The following is a 22515-nucleotide window of genomic DNA, read 5'->3' on the forward strand; positions in this document are numbered from 1 at the left end:
AAAGGGTATTATATAAAATATCCTTTATTAAAACAAATCTATTTTATATACTTATTTATAATACTAGTTATATTATCTTTAACTAGTATAAGTGAACTAGTGTCCTTTTTTGTTAAAGACATTACAATAGCTCCTTCAATCATTATTTGAATCATCCTACTAATTTCTATGGCATCTTCTTTTTCTATATTTAGTTCTAATAATCTATCCTCATATAAGTTTTCCCAAGTTCCAAATGTTTCTGCACATGCTTTTCTTAAATTTTCATTAGTTTGAGATGCCTCTAATGCTAAAAGGCTAACCGTTGTCCCCTTTTCTATTTCATTTCGCCCTATTATATCAGCAATATTTAAAATTACTTTTTGTATTCCTTCTATTGGATTATTACATGAATATAATTTTTCTTTTATATCTTTTTTAATAGATTCTCTTACTACTTTTATAGCTTCTAATGCTAATTCTTCTTTTCCATTTGGAAAGTAATAATAAAGTGACCCTTTTGGAGACTCACTTTTTTTTAAAATTGCATTTAGGCCTGTTGCATGATATCCATTTGAAAAAAACATTTGTGATGATGTCATTAGTATTTTTTCTCTAGTATCTATTTTATTTCCCATATTATTTCTCCTAATAATTATAACGATTGGTCTATATATACAATACTTTTTAAATATTTGAGTGTCAATAGATTAAACTATTTACTATTCTACAAGTTATCATAATGACTTCTTTAAAGAACTTTTTATGTTAAAAATAATTGGAAATTTTAGTTGTGAATCATAGTAAGCTTTTTTCTTGAGTATTTTATAAAAATATTTACAAAAATAAGGGATAGATATTTAGAAGCCTTTGAAATAAAGGAATAAGAGGTTTTGGCATTGTGGAGATATACTAAAATCATATATAAGTAAATACTTATTGTATATATGCAAAATAAGTATTTTTACTTATAAGTAAATGGAAGTATAATAAAGACATAAAGTGAGTAGGAAGTGGTGATTAGATAGATGGGAAAATATTTAGATAAACTTAAAAATATGCCAATAGGAATTAGCGGAACTTGTTTAGCTTTTATAACATTAAGCAATTCTTGGCAATTAAAAGGAATAAATTATTTTAAACCAATAGCGATATTTTTAGCTGTTTGCATGTTATTCTTAATGTTTTTAAGATTTGTAAAATTTCCAAAGCTTATGTATGAAGAACTTAAGAACCCAGTAACAGGAACTTTCTATCCTACAATGGGAATGGTACTTTGGCTAGTATCTGGATTCTTCTATCCTTACTTCCCAGTAGTATGTAGTTGGCTTTGGATAGCAGCAGTAATATATCATTATGGAATAGTGATTTTTTATACAGTAATTAGATTTAAAGAAAGAAAATTTGAAAACATAATGCCAACTTGTTTCATAGTTTATACAGGTATGATAACAGGTAGTGTAGCAAGTAAAGGTATGGATGGAGTAATTTCTCAAATCCCACAAATAGCACATTTTATGCTTATGTTCGGATTTATATTCTATACAATTCTTCTACCAGTGGTTTTATATATAGTATTTAAAAGCGAGATATTAGATGATCATAAATTACCAACAGTAGGTATAATTTGTTCACCAGCTCCACTTGGAGTAGTTGGTATATTAACAATAGAACCAAACCCTAACCCATATATGTTAGCTTGGTTAATAGTAACAGGTTTAATATTACTTGTAGTTGTTTATGGATATATTTTAAAACTATTTAAAGAAGGTTTTAAACCATCATATGCAGCATTTACATTCCCATTAGCAATAGCTACTTTATCAGCATTTAAGTTAACAACTTATTTTACTGGTTTAGGCTATACAGGAATGGCAACCTTATTTAAATTCTTAGGTGATGTTGAAATATTTATAGCAACATATGTAATATTCTTTATGTTATTAAACTTCTTAAATATGTTCTTCAAAGCTATAAATCCAAAGCTTGGAGAATATGTAGAAGAGGAAGAAGAATTAATTGGTGGAGCTCTTTATTCAAAATAATTGAATGGAGTTAACATAAATTTAGACTTGATTCACAATTGAATTTTAGTCGAATATTTCTAGAATGGGGTCAAACTTCTAGGGATAAAAATTCTTTTGGCTCTTAAGGGCTATAAGAAAAACTTTTAATCAAACAACATAATAAAATATCAATCATTTCACAGTGTTTTATAACAAAGATTATGGGTAATTACATTTATAGTAAGTTAAACTCCCACCGACTTTATCAACTAATAAATTTATAAACTAGTCTCTACTCATAATCTTTTTATAAAATACTTCCAAAATAATATGTCATGCTGTAATTTCTTATTTGTAGAAATTGAAAAGATAAAGGAAATGAATCTAAAATTCATTTCCTTTATTTTATATAACTAAAAACTTATCTTATATATAAATTTTTAGTATTTTTAATTATATATATACATATGTATAATAATTTCGTAAAGCCAACATAAAATAATCTTTTATGGCATTTACTTAATATGAAAATAAGAAAGGTAACATATGACAAAGAAATTAGGAATAAAAATTAAATCAATAATACCAGGTCTTATTATATGTTTAATAATTGGCATTATTGCTGAAGTTTTAGGAAATAAATTTCCTACTATAGGGGCAGCTACCTTTGCAATATTTATGGGGATTTTTGCTGGAAATACATTTCTAAAAAGTGATAAATATGATGAAGGAACTAAATTTTCAGAGAAAGATCTTTTAAACTATTCAATTGTTTTAATGGGAGCTTCTTTGAATATGACAGACATAATAGCTCTAGGATTTAATGGAGTAATATATATAGCTATTTTAATGACATTAACAATAGCCATAACTTATTTTATAGGAAGAAAACTAGGCTTTGGAGAAAAGTATTCACTTTTAATGTCAGCAGGAAATGCTGTATGTGGATCATCGGCTATAGGATCAGTATCTCCAGTAATAAAAGCTAAGGATTCAGATAAAGTAATTGCCATAACAATAGTTAACGTTACTGGAACTATATTAATGATTCTTTTACCAGTACTTACAGCTATACTTTATAACAATGATGTTTTACAGACCTCTGCACTAATGGGAGGAATACTTCAGTCTGTAGGACAAGTTATTGGTTCCGCTAAATTTATTGGTGATCCAGTTGTAGAACTTGCTACTGTATTTAAGATAATAAGAATAATATTCTTAGTTTTAGTAGTTTTAGTTTTTGCCAAAATAGAAGTTAATGAAGAAAATAAAGAAGAAATAGCCCATCACCATAAACCAACACATAAGGTACATATACCATGGTTTATAATAGGTTTTTTTATAGTATGTATTCTAAATACTCTTGGAATGGTTCCAGGTATTGTTGGAAGTACATTTAAGTGGATAAGCTCTAATTTTGAAATCATAGCCTTAGCAGGCATAGGTATGAGAGTAAAAATTGGGGACTTAGTAAAAGAAGGTCCAAAATCAATGCTTTATGGAGGCCTTGTAGGAGTTTGCCAAATCATATTCGCTATATCATTGATTAGCATATTTATAAAATAAAAATCATCATTAAAGAGGTTGTACAAAATAATTGTTTTTAAGTTTTGTATAACCTCTTCTATTTATATGGTTTTTATTCATATATGTTTAATGAAAGACTTTATTAGGAGGATTAAGATGTTAGAAAACTTCTTAAGTTTTGGTTATAATCAATGCGTTAAACTTGGCTATACAATTGGCTTTGGTGCATTAGAAGGATTAGTTATTTACCTTGGAATACTAGGATTTATTATAGTACGAGTTAAAAATGATTTAGAATGTAAAGAAGAGTAAAATAAAAAAACCTACCTTTTAAATTAGGTAGGTTTTTATTTAATTATTCCAATAAAAATATTCTGTATGTCTCCATCAATAACCTTAAAGTTCATAGTAGCTGTAGATGAATTAATTTTAGAGCCATAATACTCATTAATTTTAGAGTTTGAAAGTTTTATGGAGTCTGAAATAAGTATTTTTAAATTATAAAAACCAGGAGTAATATTTATGAACTCATAATAACCTTTAAATTTCATAAAATCAGAGGTTTGGATTGAAGCCATAAGAATATTATCGCTATTATACAACTGTAGAGTTAAATCATTTATTCCTAATTTAGATTCGTTATATATACCATTTTTATCACTATCAGAAAAAACAATACCGCTTACTTTAAACTGTTTTGTTAGACCAATAGGTATATGAATTCCACTTTTATCGTTATATATCTTATCTGATAATAATGTTCTATCATTTATAAGTGAATCGGTACATTTTTTTATAACAGTATAATTATTAGGCAGTCTAGCTCGTACAAAGTAATAACCAAGAGGAATATTTTTAAATTCATAATTACCATTAACATCTGTGAAGGTTGTCAATATTGGAGAATTAAAATTATCTAAATTATATAACTCAATTCTAACATCACTTAAAAGGGTATCTGTAGAGTCTTTAATGCCATTACCATCTAAGTCACACCAAACATTCCCGCATATAGGATAAGAGTTCTTAATAGAATGTTTTTTGTTTTTTTTAGAGTTAGAAGAGCCAATATCATTTTCTACAAAATCAGTTGGCTTATGAAGATTAGCATTTTTAGGAATTGGTTCAATTATATTTGATGGAGATCCTACATTGCTATTGAATGTAAATAGTGCCATATATAAATCCTCCTAAAAATTTAATTATTAATATATAATAAATTTTTAAATAGTATTTCTAGTAGCTAATGAAGATCATTAACTACTAGAAATGAAAAGAATTATTCAGTGATAATATTAACTGCATCTACACCTAAATAAGAAGAGTATTCATTTTCACCATTATCAACTTCACATCTTATAGTATAGGATCCGCCTTCTTCAAATGTATAAGACCAATCTTCCCAATAAGTTGAACCGTATCCTGGATCACTATTGTTAGATTCTCCTGTAAAAAGATTATAAGCAATGTTAGATTCATTATCCAATATATTGATTTCAGCACTAGAGCCATTATCAGAGGAACCTTCATTAAAGAAGAATGCATGTCCTTCTATTTTATCACCAGCACAAACTTCAAAGCTTTGAGATATATAATCATAATTTTTTGAACTATCTGCACTTAAAAGTGCAAAATAATTATTTAGAGGAGCAGTATATTCGTGTTGGAATTCCTTACTAATATTTTTTAATTTAGCTTTTTTCACGGTTTTAGTTTTACCATCATCTGAAGATACTTCCCAGTCTGGTATCTTATCTACTCCATGAGGTGATTCTTCAAAATCCCCATTTGATATAGGACTAGTTGAACAGTCTCCTGAATCTGAGTCTGGAGAACAAGGAGGGAATTCTACTTGGAATAGCATTGATATACAGCATATAAAGTGGCAAGGAACATCAAAGTAAGGTGTGCATTCTTCCTCACTAAGGTCTTCTTCACTCATTTCACATTTTCTTAATTGAAGTGTATAAGTTCCAGGGATTAGTGGCATTCCTGTTTGTAATTCAGTAGCAGCATCCATATCATCACTATACATATATAGTTTAAAACCACAAGGAAGGCATAAATGCATTAATTTTAAGTTTACAGGCTTTTCTATTACTAAAGTATCTTCTAGAGTTGGGGTTCTGTTATCAGTTTCCCAGCTTAGCTCACCATAGTTACCAAATACTAGAGAGAAGCCAATGTCATCACCATTGCCTGCTGGATTAGGGTCATTTTCTTGATATGAATATTTATATCTAAAAAGTCTTAGTTCAGGCATAACATTTACTTCAGCATTATTAGATCCAACTATTGGATAAGTTGTTTGTTGTTTTATCTTTACTTTATTATTAAAGTCAAGTTTAGACATATTATTATCCTCCTATGTCTACGATTATATTCTATATAAATATAGTATTTTTATAATTGCAGAATGTTACAATATATTACATTTTATATATTAATTGTAAGGGGGCTAATATGTAATATCATAAATACAAAAAAATAATTAGATATATATTCTGTATCATAGTATCTGGTAATATCTTATATTGATTTTTACTTAATAACAATTTATAATTAATTGATTTCATTATAAGATAATAATTTTACATTTCGACAAAAAAGGAAGCTGTGAGATTCTCACAGCTTTTTTAATTAGTAGAAATAGCAGAGTCTTCATCTGTTATTTCATCCTGAGAAGGTTTTTTACCACCTAAAATATTAAAAATTGAAGCTCCAATTATTATTACATATCCTAGGAATGATAAGAAGTCTGGAATTTCTTTAAAAAACATAAATCCATACATAGCAGCTATTATAAGACCTATGTAATCGTACATTGAAATTTCAGATGCAGGAGCATTTTTATAAGCCACAGTCAAAGCAACTTGTCCTAATGTGAATGCCACACCAGCACTTACAAGTAGAACCACATTCATCATTGTTAAATTCTCTGTATTCATAAACATTGAAGGTAGCATAACAATTGTAGCAATACCTGTAAATGATAATATGATTGTCCAGAAATCTTCTTTGTTTCCTAATACCCTTATCATTGTATATGCGAAACCAGCAAAACCAGCAGAAGCAACACCTATAAGAGCAGGAATAACAGCAGTGCTAAATTGAGGTTTTATAACAAATAAACTTCCTCCAAAGGCTACAAATAAAAGAGTAGCTTGTTTTTTAGTAATTTTTTCGCTAATTAATAAGTAAGAAAAAATTATTGTGAAAAATGGAGCTAATTTAGAAAGTATTGTTGCATCAGATAAAAACATTTTATCTAGAGCATAATAATTTGTTAGTATTGCTAAAGTTCCAGCAACACCTCTAGCAAATAGATATTTTCTACTTCCTTTTTTACCAAAGAAAGAACCTTTTTTATATCCTATGATGAAGCAAACTATTATGGTTGCTACAACATTTGTTAGAAAGGTTTTTTGGTAAGGGTTAACACCTTCAGCAAGCTTACTAAGCAAGTTCATAGTAGCAAAGGCTGCTGAAGAAAGTATCATAAAAATAATTCCTTTAGTTTTTGAGTTCATTTTCTTCTCCTTAATATATTTTTATCCATAATGCGTTGAATTTAAGTGAAAGTCCAAATTTTCAATTTGGTATCTTGAACTTATACCATGGAACATAGTGAGGTTGTATTCCTTAAATAAATACTATTTTAAAACATATTCTACTATAAAAAATTTAGATGTTTATTGTATTTATATAAACAAAGACTATTATAGGTGTAAGAAAAAGAGAGGTCAAATCAAAAAATAGGTAAAAAAGATGAATTAAACTTTAAAATTTTATCAAGCTTTAAACATAGCAAAGTTATTAATTTGGTACAAAAAAATGTATTGAAGTTTGAAATAAAAGAATATGTTTATAAAAAGATAATTAAGTAAATTATTTTTATGAGTTGGGATAATTATTTATAATTTAGGATATTATATAAAATTAGTCGAGAAAAGTTTTGAATATACAAATAAATTATGAATAATGAAAAGAATATAAATAAAAACTAGGACATATAGAGAAAAGTGGAGTAAAATTATTTATTAGAGAATAATAACTTTTATAAGAATTTATATAGAAAAGATATTTTACATATTAAATTTAAGAAGGTGATTTTTTGAAAGCTGAAATAATGGCAATAGGAACAGAAATACTTTTAGGTGATATAGTAAACACAAATGCACAATTTTTAGCTAGAGAGCTAGCCAATTTAGGTGTAGGTGTGTATCACCAATCAGTAGTTGGGGATAACTCAGACAGGATTTTAGAAGCTTTTGATAATGCTTTTAAGAATTGTGACACTATAATCACAACTGGTGGTTTAGGACCTACTAAGGATGATTTAAGTAAGGAACTTGCAGCAAAATATTTCAATGTGGAAATGTGTTTAAGAGAAGATCTGCTTTGTGATTTGGAGGATTATTTTAAGAAAAATAACCTTGAAATGACAGAGAATAATAAAAAGCAATGTTATTTTCCAAAGGAGGCAATAATACTTCCAAATCCTAATGGAACTGCTCCAGGAGCTATTTTAGAGGGAGAAAATAATAAAAGAATAATACTTCTTCCAGGACCACCAAGAGAAATGGAACCAATGTTTACAAATCACGTGGTACCATATTTAAGTAAATTTACTGACAGAGTATTAGTTTCTAAAATTTTAAGAGTTTTTGGTATTGGAGAAAGCAAGATGGAGGACTTAGTTTCTGATCTTTTAGACAGTGAGAATCCTACAGTAGCTCCTTATGCAAAGAATATTGATGTTATCTTAAGAGTAACTGCCAATGGTAAGAGCAAAGAAGAGGCTGAGAAACTTATTGCTCCAATGGAAAAAGAAATTAGAAAGAGACTTGGAGATAATATTTACGGAGAAGGTGAAGTAACCTTAGAAGAGGTTGTTGGAAAGTTACTAGTAGATAAGAAGATGACAATTTCAACAGCTGAATCTTGTACTGGCGGAATGATTGCAAGTACCTTAATAAACTACCCAGGAATATCCGAGGTATTTATGGAAGGTGCTGTTACTTATTCTAATGAAGCAAAAATGAAAAGACTTGGTGTTAAAAAAGAAACATTAGATAAGTTTGGTGCAGTTAGTGAAGAGTGTGCTAGGGAAATGGCAGAAGGAATAGCCAAGAATGCTAGCACAAGAATTGGAGTTTCTGTAACAGGAATAGCAGGTCCTGGTGGTGGAACTGAGGAGAAGCCTGTAGGACTTGTTTATGTTGGTTTATGTATAGATGGTGTTACAAAGGTTAAGAAATTTAACTTTAAAGCAGAAAGACAAAGAGTTAGAACTAGAACCATGATGAATGCATTAGATTGGATAAGAAGAGAGCTCGAAAAGAGAAACTAAAGATAAAAATGGAAATACCCATTAAGTTTACTTAATGGGTATTCATATGTGCTTAGACTAGCTAATAATTTATTTTAAAAGCTTTGTTTTAGTTAATATTGATTTTTAGCTAGACTTTCAGACCTAGCTTAATTTCGCAAAGAGTGTCTATTATCTATTCCAGAATAATAGCTAAGGCTTCTAAACTAGCTTCGCGTCGAACAGAAGAAGCCTCTTAACGCTATTATTCTTTCATATATAATGAAACTCTAATTGCTCATTAAGATGGTCTTACAGTTCTATCTAAAAATCAAAAATAACCTAAAATAAAACTTATAAATATATGTCTTAATTAAATTTTTAAAAAGTAAGAGAGTATTTAAATACTCTCTACTAGAAAAACATGAAGAAAATTTATTACATTATAAGGGTTTTAAGGGGGAGACAGTTTCGTTATTCCGTACATTAACGAAACTGTCAGTATAAATAAAATGGGGGAGAGGCTATTATAAGATTGAAGCTTATTGCCTCAGTAAATAGTATTAACAGTATTAATTTTTTTATACAGTTATAAACAAAATATTTTAATATTTTATAGAATTTTTTTAGTGAATTTATACCTTGCAAAATTACTACACTAAGATAGTAATTAAACAAAAAAGTAATTAATTAGTAATATTAGCTAATTAATAAATATGTTATATTTTAAGTTGAGTAAATATGCTTTAATGTATTAAACTTAGGTTTATGCGATATTTTAAATTTTATGTTTTAGAAGGGAGAAATAAGATGAAGCCTATATTTAAAGTAAGTTTATATTTTCTTATAGTATTAGTTTTATCAATAATAGGGCCATATTTTTTATCACCAGCTCTATATAGCATAGGATTAACGCCACCATTAGTTTTAATGGCAACGCACATAGTATTTTTTATAATACCAGCAATAATATATATTATAGTAACTAAAAGTAATTACAAGAAAGTTTTTAGCTTTAAGAAGCCAAAGGGAAAAGATGTGTTTTTTGCTATATTAATAGCAGCTTTAGCAAATCCAGTTATGATGTTTTTTTCATATTTATCAAGCTTCTTTTATACAAATGATGTAGCATTACTTTTAGGTCAAATGAATTCATTCCCATTATGGTTAATGGTTTTAGTTATAGGGGTTACACCAGCCATAACAGAAGAGATAACTATGAGAGGGATTGTTCTATCAGGATTTGAATTTAAAAGTAAGCATGTAGCAGCAATAATGACAGGTATAATGTTTGGTATCCTTCATTTAAATGCTCAGCAATTTTTATATGCTGCAGTTATGGGAATAATCTTAGCTTATGTAGTAAGAGCAACTGGAAGCATATTCTTATCAATGTTAATTCACTTTTTAATTAACTCATGGAATTTAATTATGCAGAGAATAACTAGCCAAGGAATAACAACAGAGGATCTAGTACATCAAATGGATGCGGTACAAAATGTACCTATTGAGGTTAAAATACAATTATTATTCTATTATTTAGTATTAGCAATAATTTGTGGATTTTTAATTAGTTATTTAATAAGAAAAATGGAAAAGAGAAATCTAAATATTACTTTAGATGAACTAGATGTTGCAACAAGAGTTTCTTACAAAGAAGAGAAAGTAATAAATGTACCATTTGTATTAAGTGTAATAATATTTATAATTTACACCTTCTTTATAGCCATTTAGTAATTTTAGAATACAAAAAAGGAACTGTTTTGGGATAACAGTTCCTTTTTCTATTAAATTGTGTGGTTAACTTAAGAGTGTATTAAGTTACTAATATTATTAACTAATAAATTAAAATTTATACATCTTAATAAACTTTAAATTTTTTACCAAGAATAGTCTTTTTATATTCTAAGGTTGCGTCAGTAAAAAAGTGAGATATTTTTTTATCTGCAACTATTTTAATACCATTATCTATAACCACATCGTCATTTTCATGTTGTTCATCCAGAACAACCTTGATATTTAAGCCTGCTCAGCCAGAGGAACAAGCTTCTATTCTAATAGCATCTTTATCACTGTTGGCAAGCATATCTTTAACTTTGTCAATTGAGTTTGGATGTATCTTAATCTTCATAATAAAACTCCTTCCATAAAATTAATGTTAAAGATTTTATATAATTAATTTAACTTTATGACTTAGATTATATACTCAGATTAAAAAAGAATCTATTATATTGTTTGTTTAAAACATAGCCTTTTATAAAAATAATAGTCAACTTTATTCTATATTGAATATAATAAAAAATATGCATAAAAGAATAGTATGCATAAAATTATGAACAAAAATAAAATTTATTCATAAAATGTTTAAAAAGCACTTGAATTTTCATAGGAAAGTGTTATTATAAATATGTAAGAAATAATTATTATTAATTAATACAATTTAGAAATTATTTATTTGGAAAAATAGACAATGTAATGTTTCTTCAAATAAGTGATTTGTAGGAGGTTTTTATAATGAAAAGTTTAAAAGGAACTAAAACTGCTGAAAATCTAATGAAATCATTCGCTGGTGAATGCCAAGCAAGAACTAGATATACTTATTTTTCAAGTACAGCTAGAAAAGAAGGATATATTCAAATATCAAATATCTTCTTAGAAACTGCAGAAAATGAAAAAGAACATGCTAAAGTATTTTTTAAGCATTTACAAAATGATTTACAAGGAGAAATGGTAGAAATTGATGCTGCTTATCCAGTAGAATTACCTACAAATACATTAACTAATTTAAAATTTGCTGCTGCAGGAGAATATGATGAATTAAGTAATCTTTATCCATCATTTGCAGAGGTTGCGGATAAGGAAGGATTCCCAGAAGTAGCTGCTTCTTTTAGAATGATAGCTAAAGCTGAAACAGCTCATTTTAATAGATATACTAAATTAGCTAAAAACATTGAAGAAGGACAAGTGTTCAAAAAAGATGAAGTTGTTCTTTGGAAATGTGATAACTGTGGATTCATTTGGGAAGGTAAAGAAGCTCCATTAAAATGTCCTTCATGTCATCATCCACAAGGTTACTTTGAAGTTTTTAAAGAAACTTATTAAAATATAAATTTTATTTACGCTTAACTCGTACCATTTTATTATGGATTGAATGTGAATTTGATAAAACTAAACTTATTTCAGAGGGAGCCTAAACTCTCTCTGAATTTTTTTTACGATTACCATAATATTATTTAGCACACTTTAAGAGGACTGCATCAAAAATAGCTTAAAATACTTATAAATTAATTGGTACATTACCCTTGCGCCAATTAAAAGTTCTTTATTTTAAGCTTAGAGATAGTCCTTTTTATTATATTAAATTAGTATGTTTATGGACAAAATAAAAATTGTTGTATTAAAATTACTTTCTAAAAAAACTTACATAAATACTATTTTGTTTAGTATCTGTGTAAGTTTTTATTAATATCTATATAATCTTTAATATAAACTTTTTATTAGGATAATGAGTATTTAAACACCACCATTTTACTTTCATCATTAATTGGTCTCCAAAATTGAATTTCATCAATTAGAAGTTCTCTATTAAAATTATAGTCTTGAAGTTTAGTATAAGCTGATTCAAACTCGTCCTTTCCCCATACCCTTTGAGCAAAATATGGATTAGCTAAGGATACATGAAGTTTCCATGTATTTGGATTAGATGTTAGCTTAAATCCTGCTTTTAATAGGTTTTCATAAAGCTCTATAGAAAGTTTTTTAATTACGCCACTTTTCTCATCTACTTTTAAATTTACAGACCTATATGGTTCTCCAAACTTAATAAGCCCGTTTATGTGCACTTCAAATTTTTTATATGATTTTAAAGTGTTTTTTACTACCTCATTTAATTTATCCATATCAGGATCTTCAATTACATCTAGAGTAATATGAAGCATTGGGAGATTCTCATAAAGCTTATATTCATTTGAAATTGATTCTTGCAGTGGCTTTATTATTGCATAGGAAGCCTTGTCAAATAATGCAACTAAATAATATAGCATAATAAACCCCTTTCTTACTAAATGTACAAATTTATACCAAGTATTTAGTTTATTATAGCATATTGAAACCTATTAATACTATAATAGAACATCTTGATTATATTATATACAGAGTTAGAGTAAGAGTTTCTTTTTTTGATTTAAGTAAAGGTTAATTTAAAATATAGTTTTTTATTTAATTAGTATTGATAAAAAGAATTTTTTATTTTAAAGTAAAATTTTTAGAACAATTTTCTTTAAAATGTATATATTAGTTTATTGAGGGAATTTATCATGGAAGTAAAAATTTTTTTCAGTAAATTAAGAGTAAATAAGGTTTGAATTTTATGGGGAGGAAATAAAAATATATTTGAAAAATCAAACTTAGATAATATACTATATATGATGTGTATTAAAGAATTTTAAAGTTAATATTTATTTTTAGATAGACTTTCAGATTTAGCTAAAAATAAATAATAGTTTAAAACATAGTATGAAAAACAGTAATATAGATTTTTATATAAAAATTTTAGTTTGAAAGGTGGAATAGGGAAATGGTAGAGAGCAGAGTAAGTAGATTAAATAAGAAAAAAGCATCTAAGGGATCAGTTCTATATAATATAATTGGAGTTTGTTTCTTAGCTCTAATTTTGTTTATTGGTAGCCAAATGTTTCTTTAAGAATTGATTACTTAGTTGGAGTTTATTTGCACGAATAACTATTCGGTAAATATAAATTCCAGCTTAAAATATTTTATATGTTACATAATATATAAGTTTTGATATGAAAATTTCACTTAGTATTGAAGTGCAGGTTTAATTTACTAAGATATACTATTTTGAGTTTATAATATAAGATTAATGATTTTTATAGAAATTTTTTTAGATTTGTAGATAAGGAGAGATATAAGTTAAATGAGTATTTTAATAGTTAAGAATATGAATCATGGCTTTGGAGATAGAGCCATATTTGAAGATGTGTCCTTTAGACTTTTAAAGGGGGAGCACGTAGGTCTTATAGGAGCTAATGGAGAAGGTAAATCAACTTTCATGAACATAATCACAGGTAAACTTATGCCAGATGAGGGAGATGTTCAATGGAGTAACAAGGTTAGAGTTGGTTACATGGATCAGCATGCTCAACTTGAAAAAGGTAAGAGTATAAGAGAAGTTTTAAGAGAAGCATTCCAATATCTTTTTGATATGGAAATTGAAATGAATGGTCTTTATGAGAGAATGGGTGAAATGTCAGAGGATGAAATGACTAAAGCCTTAGAAAGAACAGCTACAATTCAAGATATGCTAGATCATAACGGATTTTATATGATAGATGCAAAGGTTGAAGAAGTTGCAGCTGGTTTAGGTCTTAGAGATGTAGGATTAGACAAAGACGTTACTGATTTAAGTGGAGGACAAAGAACTAAGGTTTTATTAGCTAAACTTTTATTAGAAACACCGGATATATTACTTCTAGACGAGCCTACAAACTATCTTGATGAGGAACATATAGCTTGGCTTAAGAACTACTTAATAGGATATGAAAATGCATTTATATTAATATCACATGATATTCCATTCTTAAATAGCGTAGTAAATGTAATCTACCATGTTGAAAATAGAGCATTAACTAGATACACAGGAGATTACGACAACTTCATGAGAGTATATGAAGCTAATAAGAAGCAATTAGAGGCCGCTTACGAAAGACAACAGGCTGAGATTGCTAAGCTTGAGGATTTCGTTGCTAGAAATAAGGCGAGAGTTGCCACAACAGGTATGGCAAGAGCTAGACAAAAGAAATTAGATAAGATGGATAGAATAGAACTTGTAGGAGAAAAACCAAAACCAGAGTTCAACTTCAAGCAAGGAAGAACTTCAGGTAAATTAATATTTGAAGCAAGAGACTTAGTTATAGGATATGATGAGCCATTAAGTAAGCCACTTAACATAAGAATGGAAAGAGGCCAAAAAATAGCTTTAGTTGGAGCTAACGGTCTTGGAAAATCAACTCTTCTAAAAAGTTTAATGGGAATAATTAAACCTATAAGTGGAGAAGTTGAAACAGGAGATTACCAAAGCATAGGATACTTCGAGCAAGAAATAAAAGAAGCTAATTACAATTCATGTATAGAAGAAGTATGGCAAGAGTTCCCAGGATACACTCAATACGAGGTAAGAAGCGCCTTAGCTAAATGTGGACTAACAACAAAACACATAGAAAGCTCAGTAGCAGTATTAAGTGGGGGAGAACAAGCTAAGGTAAGACTTTGTAAACTAATAAACAATGAAACAAACATACTTATCCTAGACGAGCCTACAAACCACTTAGATGTTGAAGCTAAGGATGAATTAAAGAGAGCATTAAAAGAATATAAAGGAAGCATACTTTTAGTTTGCCATGAACCTGAATTCTATAGAGATGTAGTAACAGATGTATGGAATTGCGAAGAGTGGACGACTAAAATTGTGTAAATAAGTTAGAAAAGAGTTAGCTGATTTTTGCTAACTCTTTTTAGATATATTAAGTATATATTTTTTTATATTTACATCATTAAAAGTAAAAAATTAAAATATAGTATAGTGATTATTGATGAATGAATAAATAGAAATTAAAATAAGCTTAATTTATGAAGAATGAAAGTTTGTAATTGAGGATGAAAGATAATGATGCAAAAATAAGTGCTTAACATTTAAAATGTTAAGCACTTTTTCTTATGTTTTAAAATACTTTGACTTAAATATAGCTTTTTATTTTAATATGAATTCATTGAATAAATAGTTTATTTTAGAAATTTTTGATTTAAAAGGAATTTTAAACTAATATATATGTTAGATACATAAACTTAAGAGGAGCGATAAAATGTTTAAAATACTATTAGTGGAAGATGATAAGAACATAAGTGAGATGATTACAGATTATTTGACCAGTGAATCATATATTATTAACACATGCTTCAATGGAGAAGATGCTATTAATTATTTCAATACAGAAAAATATGATTTGATTTTATTGGATTTAATGATACCAAAAATAAATGGAATAGATGTTTTAAGAAAAATTAGAAAGACTAGTACAGTTCCTATAATCATTATTACTGCTAAAGATGATGATAATGATAAGGCCATAGGATTAGGGTTAGGAGCTGATGATTATATAACTAAACCATTTTCTTTAGTTGAGCTTTCTGCAAGAATTAAAGCAAATATAAGAAGGGTTACTCAATATATAGAAAAGAAAAATAATATAATTTTTGTGAAGGACTTAGAAATAGATTTAGATAGATATTCAGTAACTAAAAATGGAGAAAATTTAAATTTCACTCAGACAGAGTTTGGAATTTTAAAATTATTGGCTTCAAATAAAGGGAAAGTTTTTTCAAAGGAAATGATATATAACCATGTATGGAATGAACCATATTATGGTGAAGAAAACGTGATAAATTTACATATAAGAAGGATAAGAAAAAAGATAGAAGATAAAAAGGAAAATAGTTATATTAAAACTCTATGGGGCATTGGGTACTGTATAGAGGAGGAATAACTGATGAAAATACTAATGTTACTAGTAATAATTTTTTTAATATTAGGTTATTTATATGAATTTAAAAAATATAAAAAACAAACAAATGAAATAAATTATATAAGCGACAAACTTAATGATATTTTGGAAAATAGAACAAATGAAAAAATTTTATTATTTACTGATAGTAAAGAGTTAATAAGTTTAATTTCTGGTATAAACAGATTGTTGGATTATAGTACTAATAATAAAGTAGCATATGAGCATTCTAAATTATCAATGATGAGGATGATATCTAATATTTCACATGATTTGAAAACACCATTAACAACTTTAAAAGGGTACGTAGAAATGCTAAAAATGAAATTTAATGAGGACAAAATGATCATTAAAGTAGAATCTAGAATTGATGAAATTTTACAACTGATAAATAAATTTTTTGATTTAGCAAAACTTGAGTCAGGAGATAAAATTCTTAAGTTAAAGAAGATAAACTTATGTGAAGTATGTAGGAAAAATATGTTTGAGTTCTATAATGTTATTTCTAGAAAAAAACTTGAAGTAAAAATAAAAATACCAGAAGAACCTATTTTTATAAGTGGTGATGAAGAAGCGCTTGGAAGAATACTAAAAAATTTGATAGATAATGCTATTAAATATGGTAGTGATGGGCAATATTTAGGGATAAAGCTTTATAAAAATAAAGAATATACCTGTGTAGAGGTTGAGGATCATGGTAAGGGGATAATAGAAAAAGAAAAAGAACTAATTTTTGAAAGATTATATACATTAGAAGATTCAAGAAGTATGGAATATCAAGGAAGTGGGCTAGGTTTAACTATAACAAAAGAACTTGTTGAAAAGATGAATGGTAAAATTAGTTTGTTTAGTATACCTAATGAAAAAACGGTATTTAAAATACTATTTCCATTAGCTAATTAAAAGTTAATATAAAAGACAGTTTTAAGACAGAAAAAAGAATTTTTACTTTGCTATACTTTTCATTGAAAGGAGAGAACTTCATGGATGATATGTTAAAGATAAATAATTTAACTAAAATATATAACAATAATAAGGTTATTGATAATGTAAATATGAGGATAAAAAAAGGTGAAATATATGGTTTTCTAGGTCCGAATGGAGCAGGGAAAAGTACTATTATGAAAATAATTCTTAATCTAGTAAAGCCAACTGAAGGTGAAGTTTTAGTATTTGATAAAGATTCTAATAGAGATAATTTTGATATTTTAAAAAGAATTGGTTCTCTCATAGAAAGTCCATATTTTTACGATAAGTTAACGGCAAGAGAAAATTTAAATTTACATTGTGAGTATATGGGATATCACAATAAAGAAAGAATTAAAGAAGTTTTAGATTTTGTTGGTTTACATAATATCGAAAAAAAACGTGTTTGTGATTTTTCATTAGGAATGAAACAGAGACTAGCAATAGCTAGAGCTATAATTACACAACCTGAATTTCTTATATTAGATGAGCCTATTAATGGATTAGATCCAGAGGGAATAAAAGAAATGAGGTTGATAATAAGGGAGTTAAATGAGAAGTATGGAACAACAATACTTATTTCAAGTCATATTCTATCAGAAATTGAATTGATAGCAGATACTATTGGGGTTATAAAAAATGGTAGAATTTTAGAAGAAATTTCTATGAAAGATATGCAAAAATATAACTCAAATTACATAGAATTAGAAGTTAATAATCTAGAAAAGACTGGATACTTAATTGAAGAAGAATTTGGTATTAAAAATTATAAAATAATTTCTGAAAATAAAATTAGAATCTATGATTTAACAGTATCCAAAAATGAAATTTCAAAATTAATGATTAATAATAATATTGAATTAGAAAGTATAAGTAAAAAGGAAAGCACCTTAGAAGAATATTTTTTAAAGCTTATTCAGGAGGCAAACTATGTTTCATTTGATTAAGCTAGAAATAAAAAAATATAAATTATATAGATATGTTTTACCAGCTGTTATTTGTATTATTGGCGTTATAGCTTTTTTAACAATGTCTTTTATAACTACTTTAGTTGATTCAAGACAAGCTATGGATACATATGAAAACACTTTAAGAATGATACAAGTGATTATGACACAAATATTTATAATATTTTCAGCAGTATTAACGACAAAAATAATAATGGATGAGTATAAAAATAGAACTATTTTAAATATGTTTACTTATCCAATAAATAGAAAGAAGATTATTATAGCAAAACTATTAGTAATTATATTATTCACAATGATAGCTATATTAATTGGTGATTTAATATGTACAGCTTATGTAATGATTTTAGATTCATTTGTAAATGTAGTAAGTGGAAATTTTGATTTAAAATATTTTCTTATAGGAGTACTTCTTACAAGCGTAGCTATGGGAGGAATTTTATCATTAATTCCTTTTTCAATTGGTATTATATTAAAAAAATCGGGGGTGGCTACTTTAATTACTTCAGTAATAATAGCAGTAGTATTACAACCTATAATAATAGGCAACTCTAGTTTATTAAGTACACTTATTAAGTTAATAATAGTATTAATAATAGTTTGGGGTATAAGTTTCTATGTTTTAAAAAATCAAATAAATAAAATAGAAAATAATTATGTAGATTAAAAATAATAGTGATTTTATATAAAGATTTAATATATAACCATCAGATTATCTGATGGTTTTTTATATTTGTGAGAACAATAAAAATTTTTTGCAAGATAATAAAATTATATGTAAGTTGATGGCTGAATACAAAATATAAATTGAAAAATTAATAAAAAAGAAAGTTTTTAGACAGTTTTACAATATAAAAAAGAAATATTTAATTGATATACTAGTTATTGTTATATATACAAAAAATAAACAACAAGGGAGAGATATTAATGTTTAAACAAGTAAATCAAAATGCTAAAAAAGAGAATCGTTGGCCTTGTATGCTTTGTGATGAATGGTCATGGGATGTACTTAGCTAAAAAAATCTAACAAAAAATCACTTTTTATTTAATAAATAAAAAGTGATTTTTTATATGAGAAAATATAAGGAGTTTATACATGAATAACTTTGATAGAGTTTTAGAATTTTATCCATTTAAAATTTTTAAACAAAATAATAAAATTTATTTATATACTATTAATTCAAATGGATTATTTGAATTAGATTATAGAACTTTACTTTTAATAGAAAATGAGGGGAAAAGTATTAAGGAAGCTTATAATAATTTAAAACATTTATTTTCTAAAAATGAATTTATAGAAGTATTAATTCAAATGGAGCAGGTAGAATTCTTAAAGGGATTTGAAAAAATATATAATAATGATACTTATCTTTTAGATAAGAAATTATCTTCATTAACATTAATGGTTATTCAAGAATGTAACATGAGATGTAAATATTGTTATGGAGATGGTGGCGAATATAGTGACAAAGGTAAAATGAATAAGGAAGTTGCTTTAAAGGCAATTGATTTCTTAATAGATAATACAGATGAAAGAGAATTATTAATAGCTTTTTTAGGGGGAGAACCTTTATTAAATTTTAAGTTAATTAAAGAAGTCGTTAATTATTGTAAAATAAAAGAGAAAAAATACAATAAGAAATTTTCTTACACAATTACAACTAATGGAACAGTTATTAATGATGAAATAGAAGAATTCTTAGTAGAAAATAATATTTCTATTCAAATAAGTATTGACGGTGTAAAAGAAAAACATAATGAAAATAGATATTTTAGTAATAAAAGAGAATCATACGATGAAATAATAATCAAAACTAAAAATATAAGAAAATATGATAAAATTACTGCCAGAGCAACAGCTACAAAAAATAATTTGAATTTTATTGAAATATTTAACCACTTAAATTCATTAGGATTTAAATGTATTCCAATTGCTTTAGCACAAAATTTACTAGATGATAATGATTATAAAAAAGCGACTGAAGAATATGTAAAATTTATAAATTATTTTGAAAATTTAATAAAAGAAAAGAAATATTTTGAAATAAATAAATTTCCAATGTTAAAGTCAGCTTTAGAGAAAATAGAATTTTCTAATAAAAGATCTTTGGGATGTGGAGCGGGTAGAAATACATATGCTGTAGATATATATGGTAATTTATTTCCTTGTCATAGATTTGTAGCTAACAAAGAATATTGTGTTGGAAGCATATTTAAAAAATTTAATAACATAGATAAATTTATTAAAAAATTCAATGTTTATAGCCATAAACAATGCGAAAATTGTTGGGTGCAAAATTTATGTCTAGGTGGATGTCCAAATGAAAATCTAGTTAATACAGGTAATATTCAAACTTCGAGTTATCGTAATTGTAATTTTACTAAAATAATTTATGAGGAAATAATTAAGTTATATTTACGTTTAGATGACGAAGATAAAAAACATATTTTTGAAAATATTTAATTTGAAAGTTATAAGTTTTAAGAGAGTAATTATACTCTCTTTTTTAGTTTAAATTAATAAATAGATTAATAAGTTGCTAAGAATATAAAAAATGTTGAAATTAAAAATTAATATAAAAGATAGTTTTAAGACAGAAAAAAGAATTTTTCTATTGATAAACTAATTAATAGAGAGATTAGAAGTTTTTTACTTATCAAGGAGGAGAACTATGTTTCATTTGATTAAGTTAGAATTAAAAAAATATAAATTATATAAATACATATTTTTTGCTTTTATATGCATAATTGGTATCTTGACATATATAACAATAACTAATTTATTTACACAAAAAATTATAGAAAGAAATACTACATACGAAATGATTTTTTGGATGGTTGATGTAATTGTTATAGGAACATTTGTTATATTTTCAGCAGTATTAATGACAAAAATAATAATGGATGAATATAAGAATAGAACCATTCTAATTCTTTTTACTTATCCAATAAACAGAAAAAAGGTTATTTTGGCAAAATTAATAATAGTTATTATATTTACAATTATAGTTTTACTAATTGGTAATTTAGTATGTACAGGTTATATGATAATTTTAGAATCAGTTACACAAGGAATAAAGGGAAATTTTAATTTAAGACATTTTATTATAGTGGGCCCTATTATAAGTGTAATCATGGGAATAATTTTATCATTATTTCCTTTTGTAATTGGTATTTTGAAAAAGTCGGGTATAGTTACCATAGTTACAGCAGTAATAATAGCTGCGTTTATGCCTAAGATAATATCTAAAAACACAAATCTAATAATCAATGAAAAAGCTATATTTATTGAAATTGCTGTAATTTTAATGATTTTAGTTATATCAATGTTTTATGTTTTTAAAAAGGAGATAAATAATTATAGGTAAGAAATAATGTTTAGAGACTGATAAATTTTGAAAGGATAAAAAATATGTTTGATTTAATTAAGTTAGAATTTAAGAAATATAAATTACAAAGATATATATTAGCGGCTATTATATGTATAGTCGCAATAATGGCTAGTATGACAAGTGATTTTGTAAAAGATTCAAATAGAGCTATAGATACAGGAAATACAATGTTACGCAATTTAAGAATGAGTATTATGATTGTAACAATAACGTTTATAATATTTTCAGCAGTACTAACAGCAAAAATAATGATAAGTGAATATAAGAATAAAACTATTTTAGTTATGTTTACATATCCAATAAGTAGGAGAAAAATTATTATATCTAAAATGCTTATAGTTGTTGGATTTACTATGATATCTATATTAATTGGAGATTTAGTCTGTTCTTCTTATATGATAATTTTAAATTCTTTTACACATGTAATATATGGAGAATTCGTCTTTGAAAATTTCATGATAGTAGTACTTTTTATAAGTATAATTATTGGAGGTATATTATCATTACTTCCATTTGTTATTGGAAGTATAAAAAAATCATCAGTAGCAACTTTGGTCACCTCAATAATAATTTCAATATTAATACCAATAATAATAGGAATAAGTTCTAATATAAGAAATTTAGTTGTTGTGTCAGTTTTAATAGGGTTAGTAATTGTGGGAATAACTTTTTGTTATATTCTTATAAAAAGTGATATAGTAAATAATTAAATAAAGATTTATGAAAAACAACTCAATTAGTAATAGATTAAAAATTCATTTTTAAAAATAACTTTAATAAATTAAA

General features: G+C 26.3%; 21 protein-coding genes. 15 read left to right on the forward strand and 6 right to left on the reverse strand.

What is annotated here, in order from left to right; all coding sequences use genetic code 11:
* Window positions 1-38: 38 nt before the first annotated feature.
* Entirely contained in the window at window positions 39-617 is a 579-nt protein-coding gene (locus AC2A4K_RS00905; protein WP_322505196.1) for a TetR/AcrR family transcriptional regulator, read from the reverse strand.
* Between the two features lie 390 nt (window positions 618-1007).
* Between AC2A4K_RS00905 and AC2A4K_RS00910 the strand changes: the two genes are divergently transcribed.
* From AC2A4K_RS00910 to AC2A4K_RS00920, 3 genes are all read left to right on the forward strand, one after another.
* Window positions 1008-2024 carry a TDT family transporter gene (locus tag AC2A4K_RS00910; protein WP_322505197.1) on the forward strand — a complete coding sequence of 339 codons (1017 nt, stop codon included), beginning with the start codon at window positions 1008-1010 and terminating at the stop codon, window positions 2022-2024.
* Between the two features lie 507 nt (window positions 2025-2531).
* Window positions 2532-3551, forward strand: a complete 1020-nt coding sequence (locus AC2A4K_RS00915) for a YeiH family protein (protein WP_322505198.1) — start codon at window positions 2532-2534, stop codon at window positions 3549-3551.
* Between the two features lie 117 nt (window positions 3552-3668).
* Window positions 3669-3824 carry a hypothetical protein gene (locus AC2A4K_RS00920; RefSeq protein WP_322505199.1) on the forward strand — a complete coding sequence of 52 codons (156 nt, stop codon included), beginning with the start codon at window positions 3669-3671 and terminating at the stop codon, window positions 3822-3824.
* Between the two features lie 35 nt (window positions 3825-3859).
* Here AC2A4K_RS00920 and AC2A4K_RS00925 read toward each other — a convergent pair whose 3' ends face one another.
* From AC2A4K_RS00925 to AC2A4K_RS00935, 3 genes are all read right to left on the reverse strand, one after another.
* On the reverse strand, window positions 3860-4690 hold the full coding sequence (locus AC2A4K_RS00925; protein WP_322505200.1) for an SdrD B-like domain-containing protein: 831 nt from the start codon (window positions 4688-4690) through the stop codon (window positions 3860-3862).
* A gap of 101 nt (window positions 4691-4791) precedes the next feature.
* On the reverse strand, window positions 4792-5865 hold the full coding sequence (locus AC2A4K_RS00930) for a hypothetical protein (protein ID WP_322505201.1): 1074 nt from the start codon (window positions 5863-5865) through the stop codon (window positions 4792-4794).
* A gap of 283 nt (window positions 5866-6148) precedes the next feature.
* Window positions 6149-7042 carry a DMT family transporter gene (locus tag AC2A4K_RS00935; protein WP_322505202.1) on the reverse strand — a complete coding sequence of 298 codons (894 nt, stop codon included), beginning with the start codon at window positions 7040-7042 and terminating at the stop codon, window positions 6149-6151.
* 584 nt (window positions 7043-7626) lie between these two features.
* Between AC2A4K_RS00935 and AC2A4K_RS00940 the strand changes: the two genes are divergently transcribed.
* Window positions 7627-8865, forward strand: a complete 1239-nt coding sequence (locus tag AC2A4K_RS00940) for a competence/damage-inducible protein A (RefSeq protein WP_322505203.1) — start codon at window positions 7627-7629, stop codon at window positions 8863-8865.
* A gap of 768 nt (window positions 8866-9633) precedes the next feature.
* Window positions 9634-10557 carry a CPBP family intramembrane glutamic endopeptidase gene (locus AC2A4K_RS00945; RefSeq protein WP_322505204.1) on the forward strand — a complete coding sequence of 308 codons (924 nt, stop codon included), beginning with the start codon at window positions 9634-9636 and terminating at the stop codon, window positions 10555-10557.
* A 127-nt stretch (window positions 10558-10684) separates the two neighbouring features.
* On the opposite strand, the gene AC2A4K_RS00950 is transcribed toward AC2A4K_RS00945, so the two are convergent.
* Window positions 10685-10954 carry a HesB/IscA family protein gene (locus AC2A4K_RS00950; protein WP_488458835.1) on the reverse strand — a complete coding sequence of 90 codons (270 nt, stop codon included), beginning with the start codon at window positions 10952-10954 and terminating at the stop codon, window positions 10685-10687.
* Between the two features lie 383 nt (window positions 10955-11337).
* On the opposite strand from AC2A4K_RS00950, the gene rbr reads away from it, so the two are divergent.
* On the forward strand, window positions 11338-11925 hold the full coding sequence (rbr, locus tag AC2A4K_RS00955) for a rubrerythrin (protein WP_322505205.1): 588 nt from the start codon (window positions 11338-11340) through the stop codon (window positions 11923-11925).
* A 395-nt stretch (window positions 11926-12320) separates the two neighbouring features.
* Here rbr and AC2A4K_RS00960 read toward each other — a convergent pair whose 3' ends face one another.
* Window positions 12321-12866 (reverse strand): 2'-5' RNA ligase family protein, encoded by a 546-nt coding sequence (locus AC2A4K_RS00960; RefSeq protein WP_322505206.1) that lies wholly within the window; start codon window positions 12864-12866, stop codon window positions 12321-12323.
* Window positions 12867-13399: 533 nt separating this feature from the next.
* On the opposite strand from AC2A4K_RS00960, the gene AC2A4K_RS00965 reads away from it, so the two are divergent.
* The 9 genes from AC2A4K_RS00965 (at window position 13400) to AC2A4K_RS01005 (ending at window position 22439) form a co-directional block, all read left to right on the forward strand.
* A complete protein-coding gene (locus tag AC2A4K_RS00965) occupies window positions 13400-13525 on the forward strand; it encodes a hypothetical protein (protein ID WP_322505207.1) in 126 nt (41 codons plus the stop codon).
* Window positions 13526-13759: 234 nt separating this feature from the next.
* Window positions 13760-15316, forward strand: a complete 1557-nt coding sequence (locus AC2A4K_RS00970; protein WP_322505208.1) for an ABC-F family ATP-binding cassette domain-containing protein — start codon at window positions 13760-13762, stop codon at window positions 15314-15316.
* A 388-nt stretch (window positions 15317-15704) separates the two neighbouring features.
* On the forward strand, window positions 15705-16385 hold the full coding sequence (locus tag AC2A4K_RS00975; protein ID WP_322505209.1) for a response regulator transcription factor: 681 nt from the start codon (window positions 15705-15707) through the stop codon (window positions 16383-16385).
* 3 nt (window positions 16386-16388) lie between these two features.
* On the forward strand, window positions 16389-17306 hold the full coding sequence (locus tag AC2A4K_RS00980; RefSeq protein ID WP_322505210.1) for a sensor histidine kinase: 918 nt from the start codon (window positions 16389-16391) through the stop codon (window positions 17304-17306).
* A gap of 80 nt (window positions 17307-17386) precedes the next feature.
* Window positions 17387-18316, forward strand: coding sequence for an ABC transporter ATP-binding protein (locus tag AC2A4K_RS00985; protein WP_322505211.1), 930 nt, complete (start codon window positions 17387-17389; stop codon window positions 18314-18316).
* The gene (locus AC2A4K_RS00990) at window positions 18300-19004 is read left to right on the forward strand and encodes an ABC transporter permease (protein ID WP_322505212.1); all 705 of its coding nucleotides are present in this window, start codon (window positions 18300-18302) and stop codon (window positions 19002-19004) included. Before AC2A4K_RS00985 ends, AC2A4K_RS00990 begins: the two co-directional genes overlap by 17 nt.
* 429 nt (window positions 19005-19433) lie before the next feature.
* Complete coding sequence (gene papB / locus AC2A4K_RS00995) at window positions 19434-20801, forward strand: PapB family radical SAM/SPASM ranthipeptide maturase (protein ID WP_322505213.1); 1368 nt, start codon at window positions 19434-19436, stop codon at window positions 20799-20801.
* Window positions 20802-21009: 208 nt separating this feature from the next.
* Window positions 21010-21705 carry an ABC transporter permease gene (locus AC2A4K_RS01000; RefSeq protein ID WP_322505214.1) on the forward strand — a complete coding sequence of 232 codons (696 nt, stop codon included), beginning with the start codon at window positions 21010-21012 and terminating at the stop codon, window positions 21703-21705.
* Window positions 21706-21749: 44 nt separating this feature from the next.
* Window positions 21750-22439, forward strand: coding sequence for an ABC transporter permease (locus tag AC2A4K_RS01005; RefSeq protein ID WP_322505215.1), 690 nt, complete (start codon window positions 21750-21752; stop codon window positions 22437-22439).
* The last annotated feature ends 76 nt before the right edge of the window (window positions 22440-22515 follow it).

It is taken from the genome of Clostridium sp. LIBA-8841 (assembly GCF_057782475.1).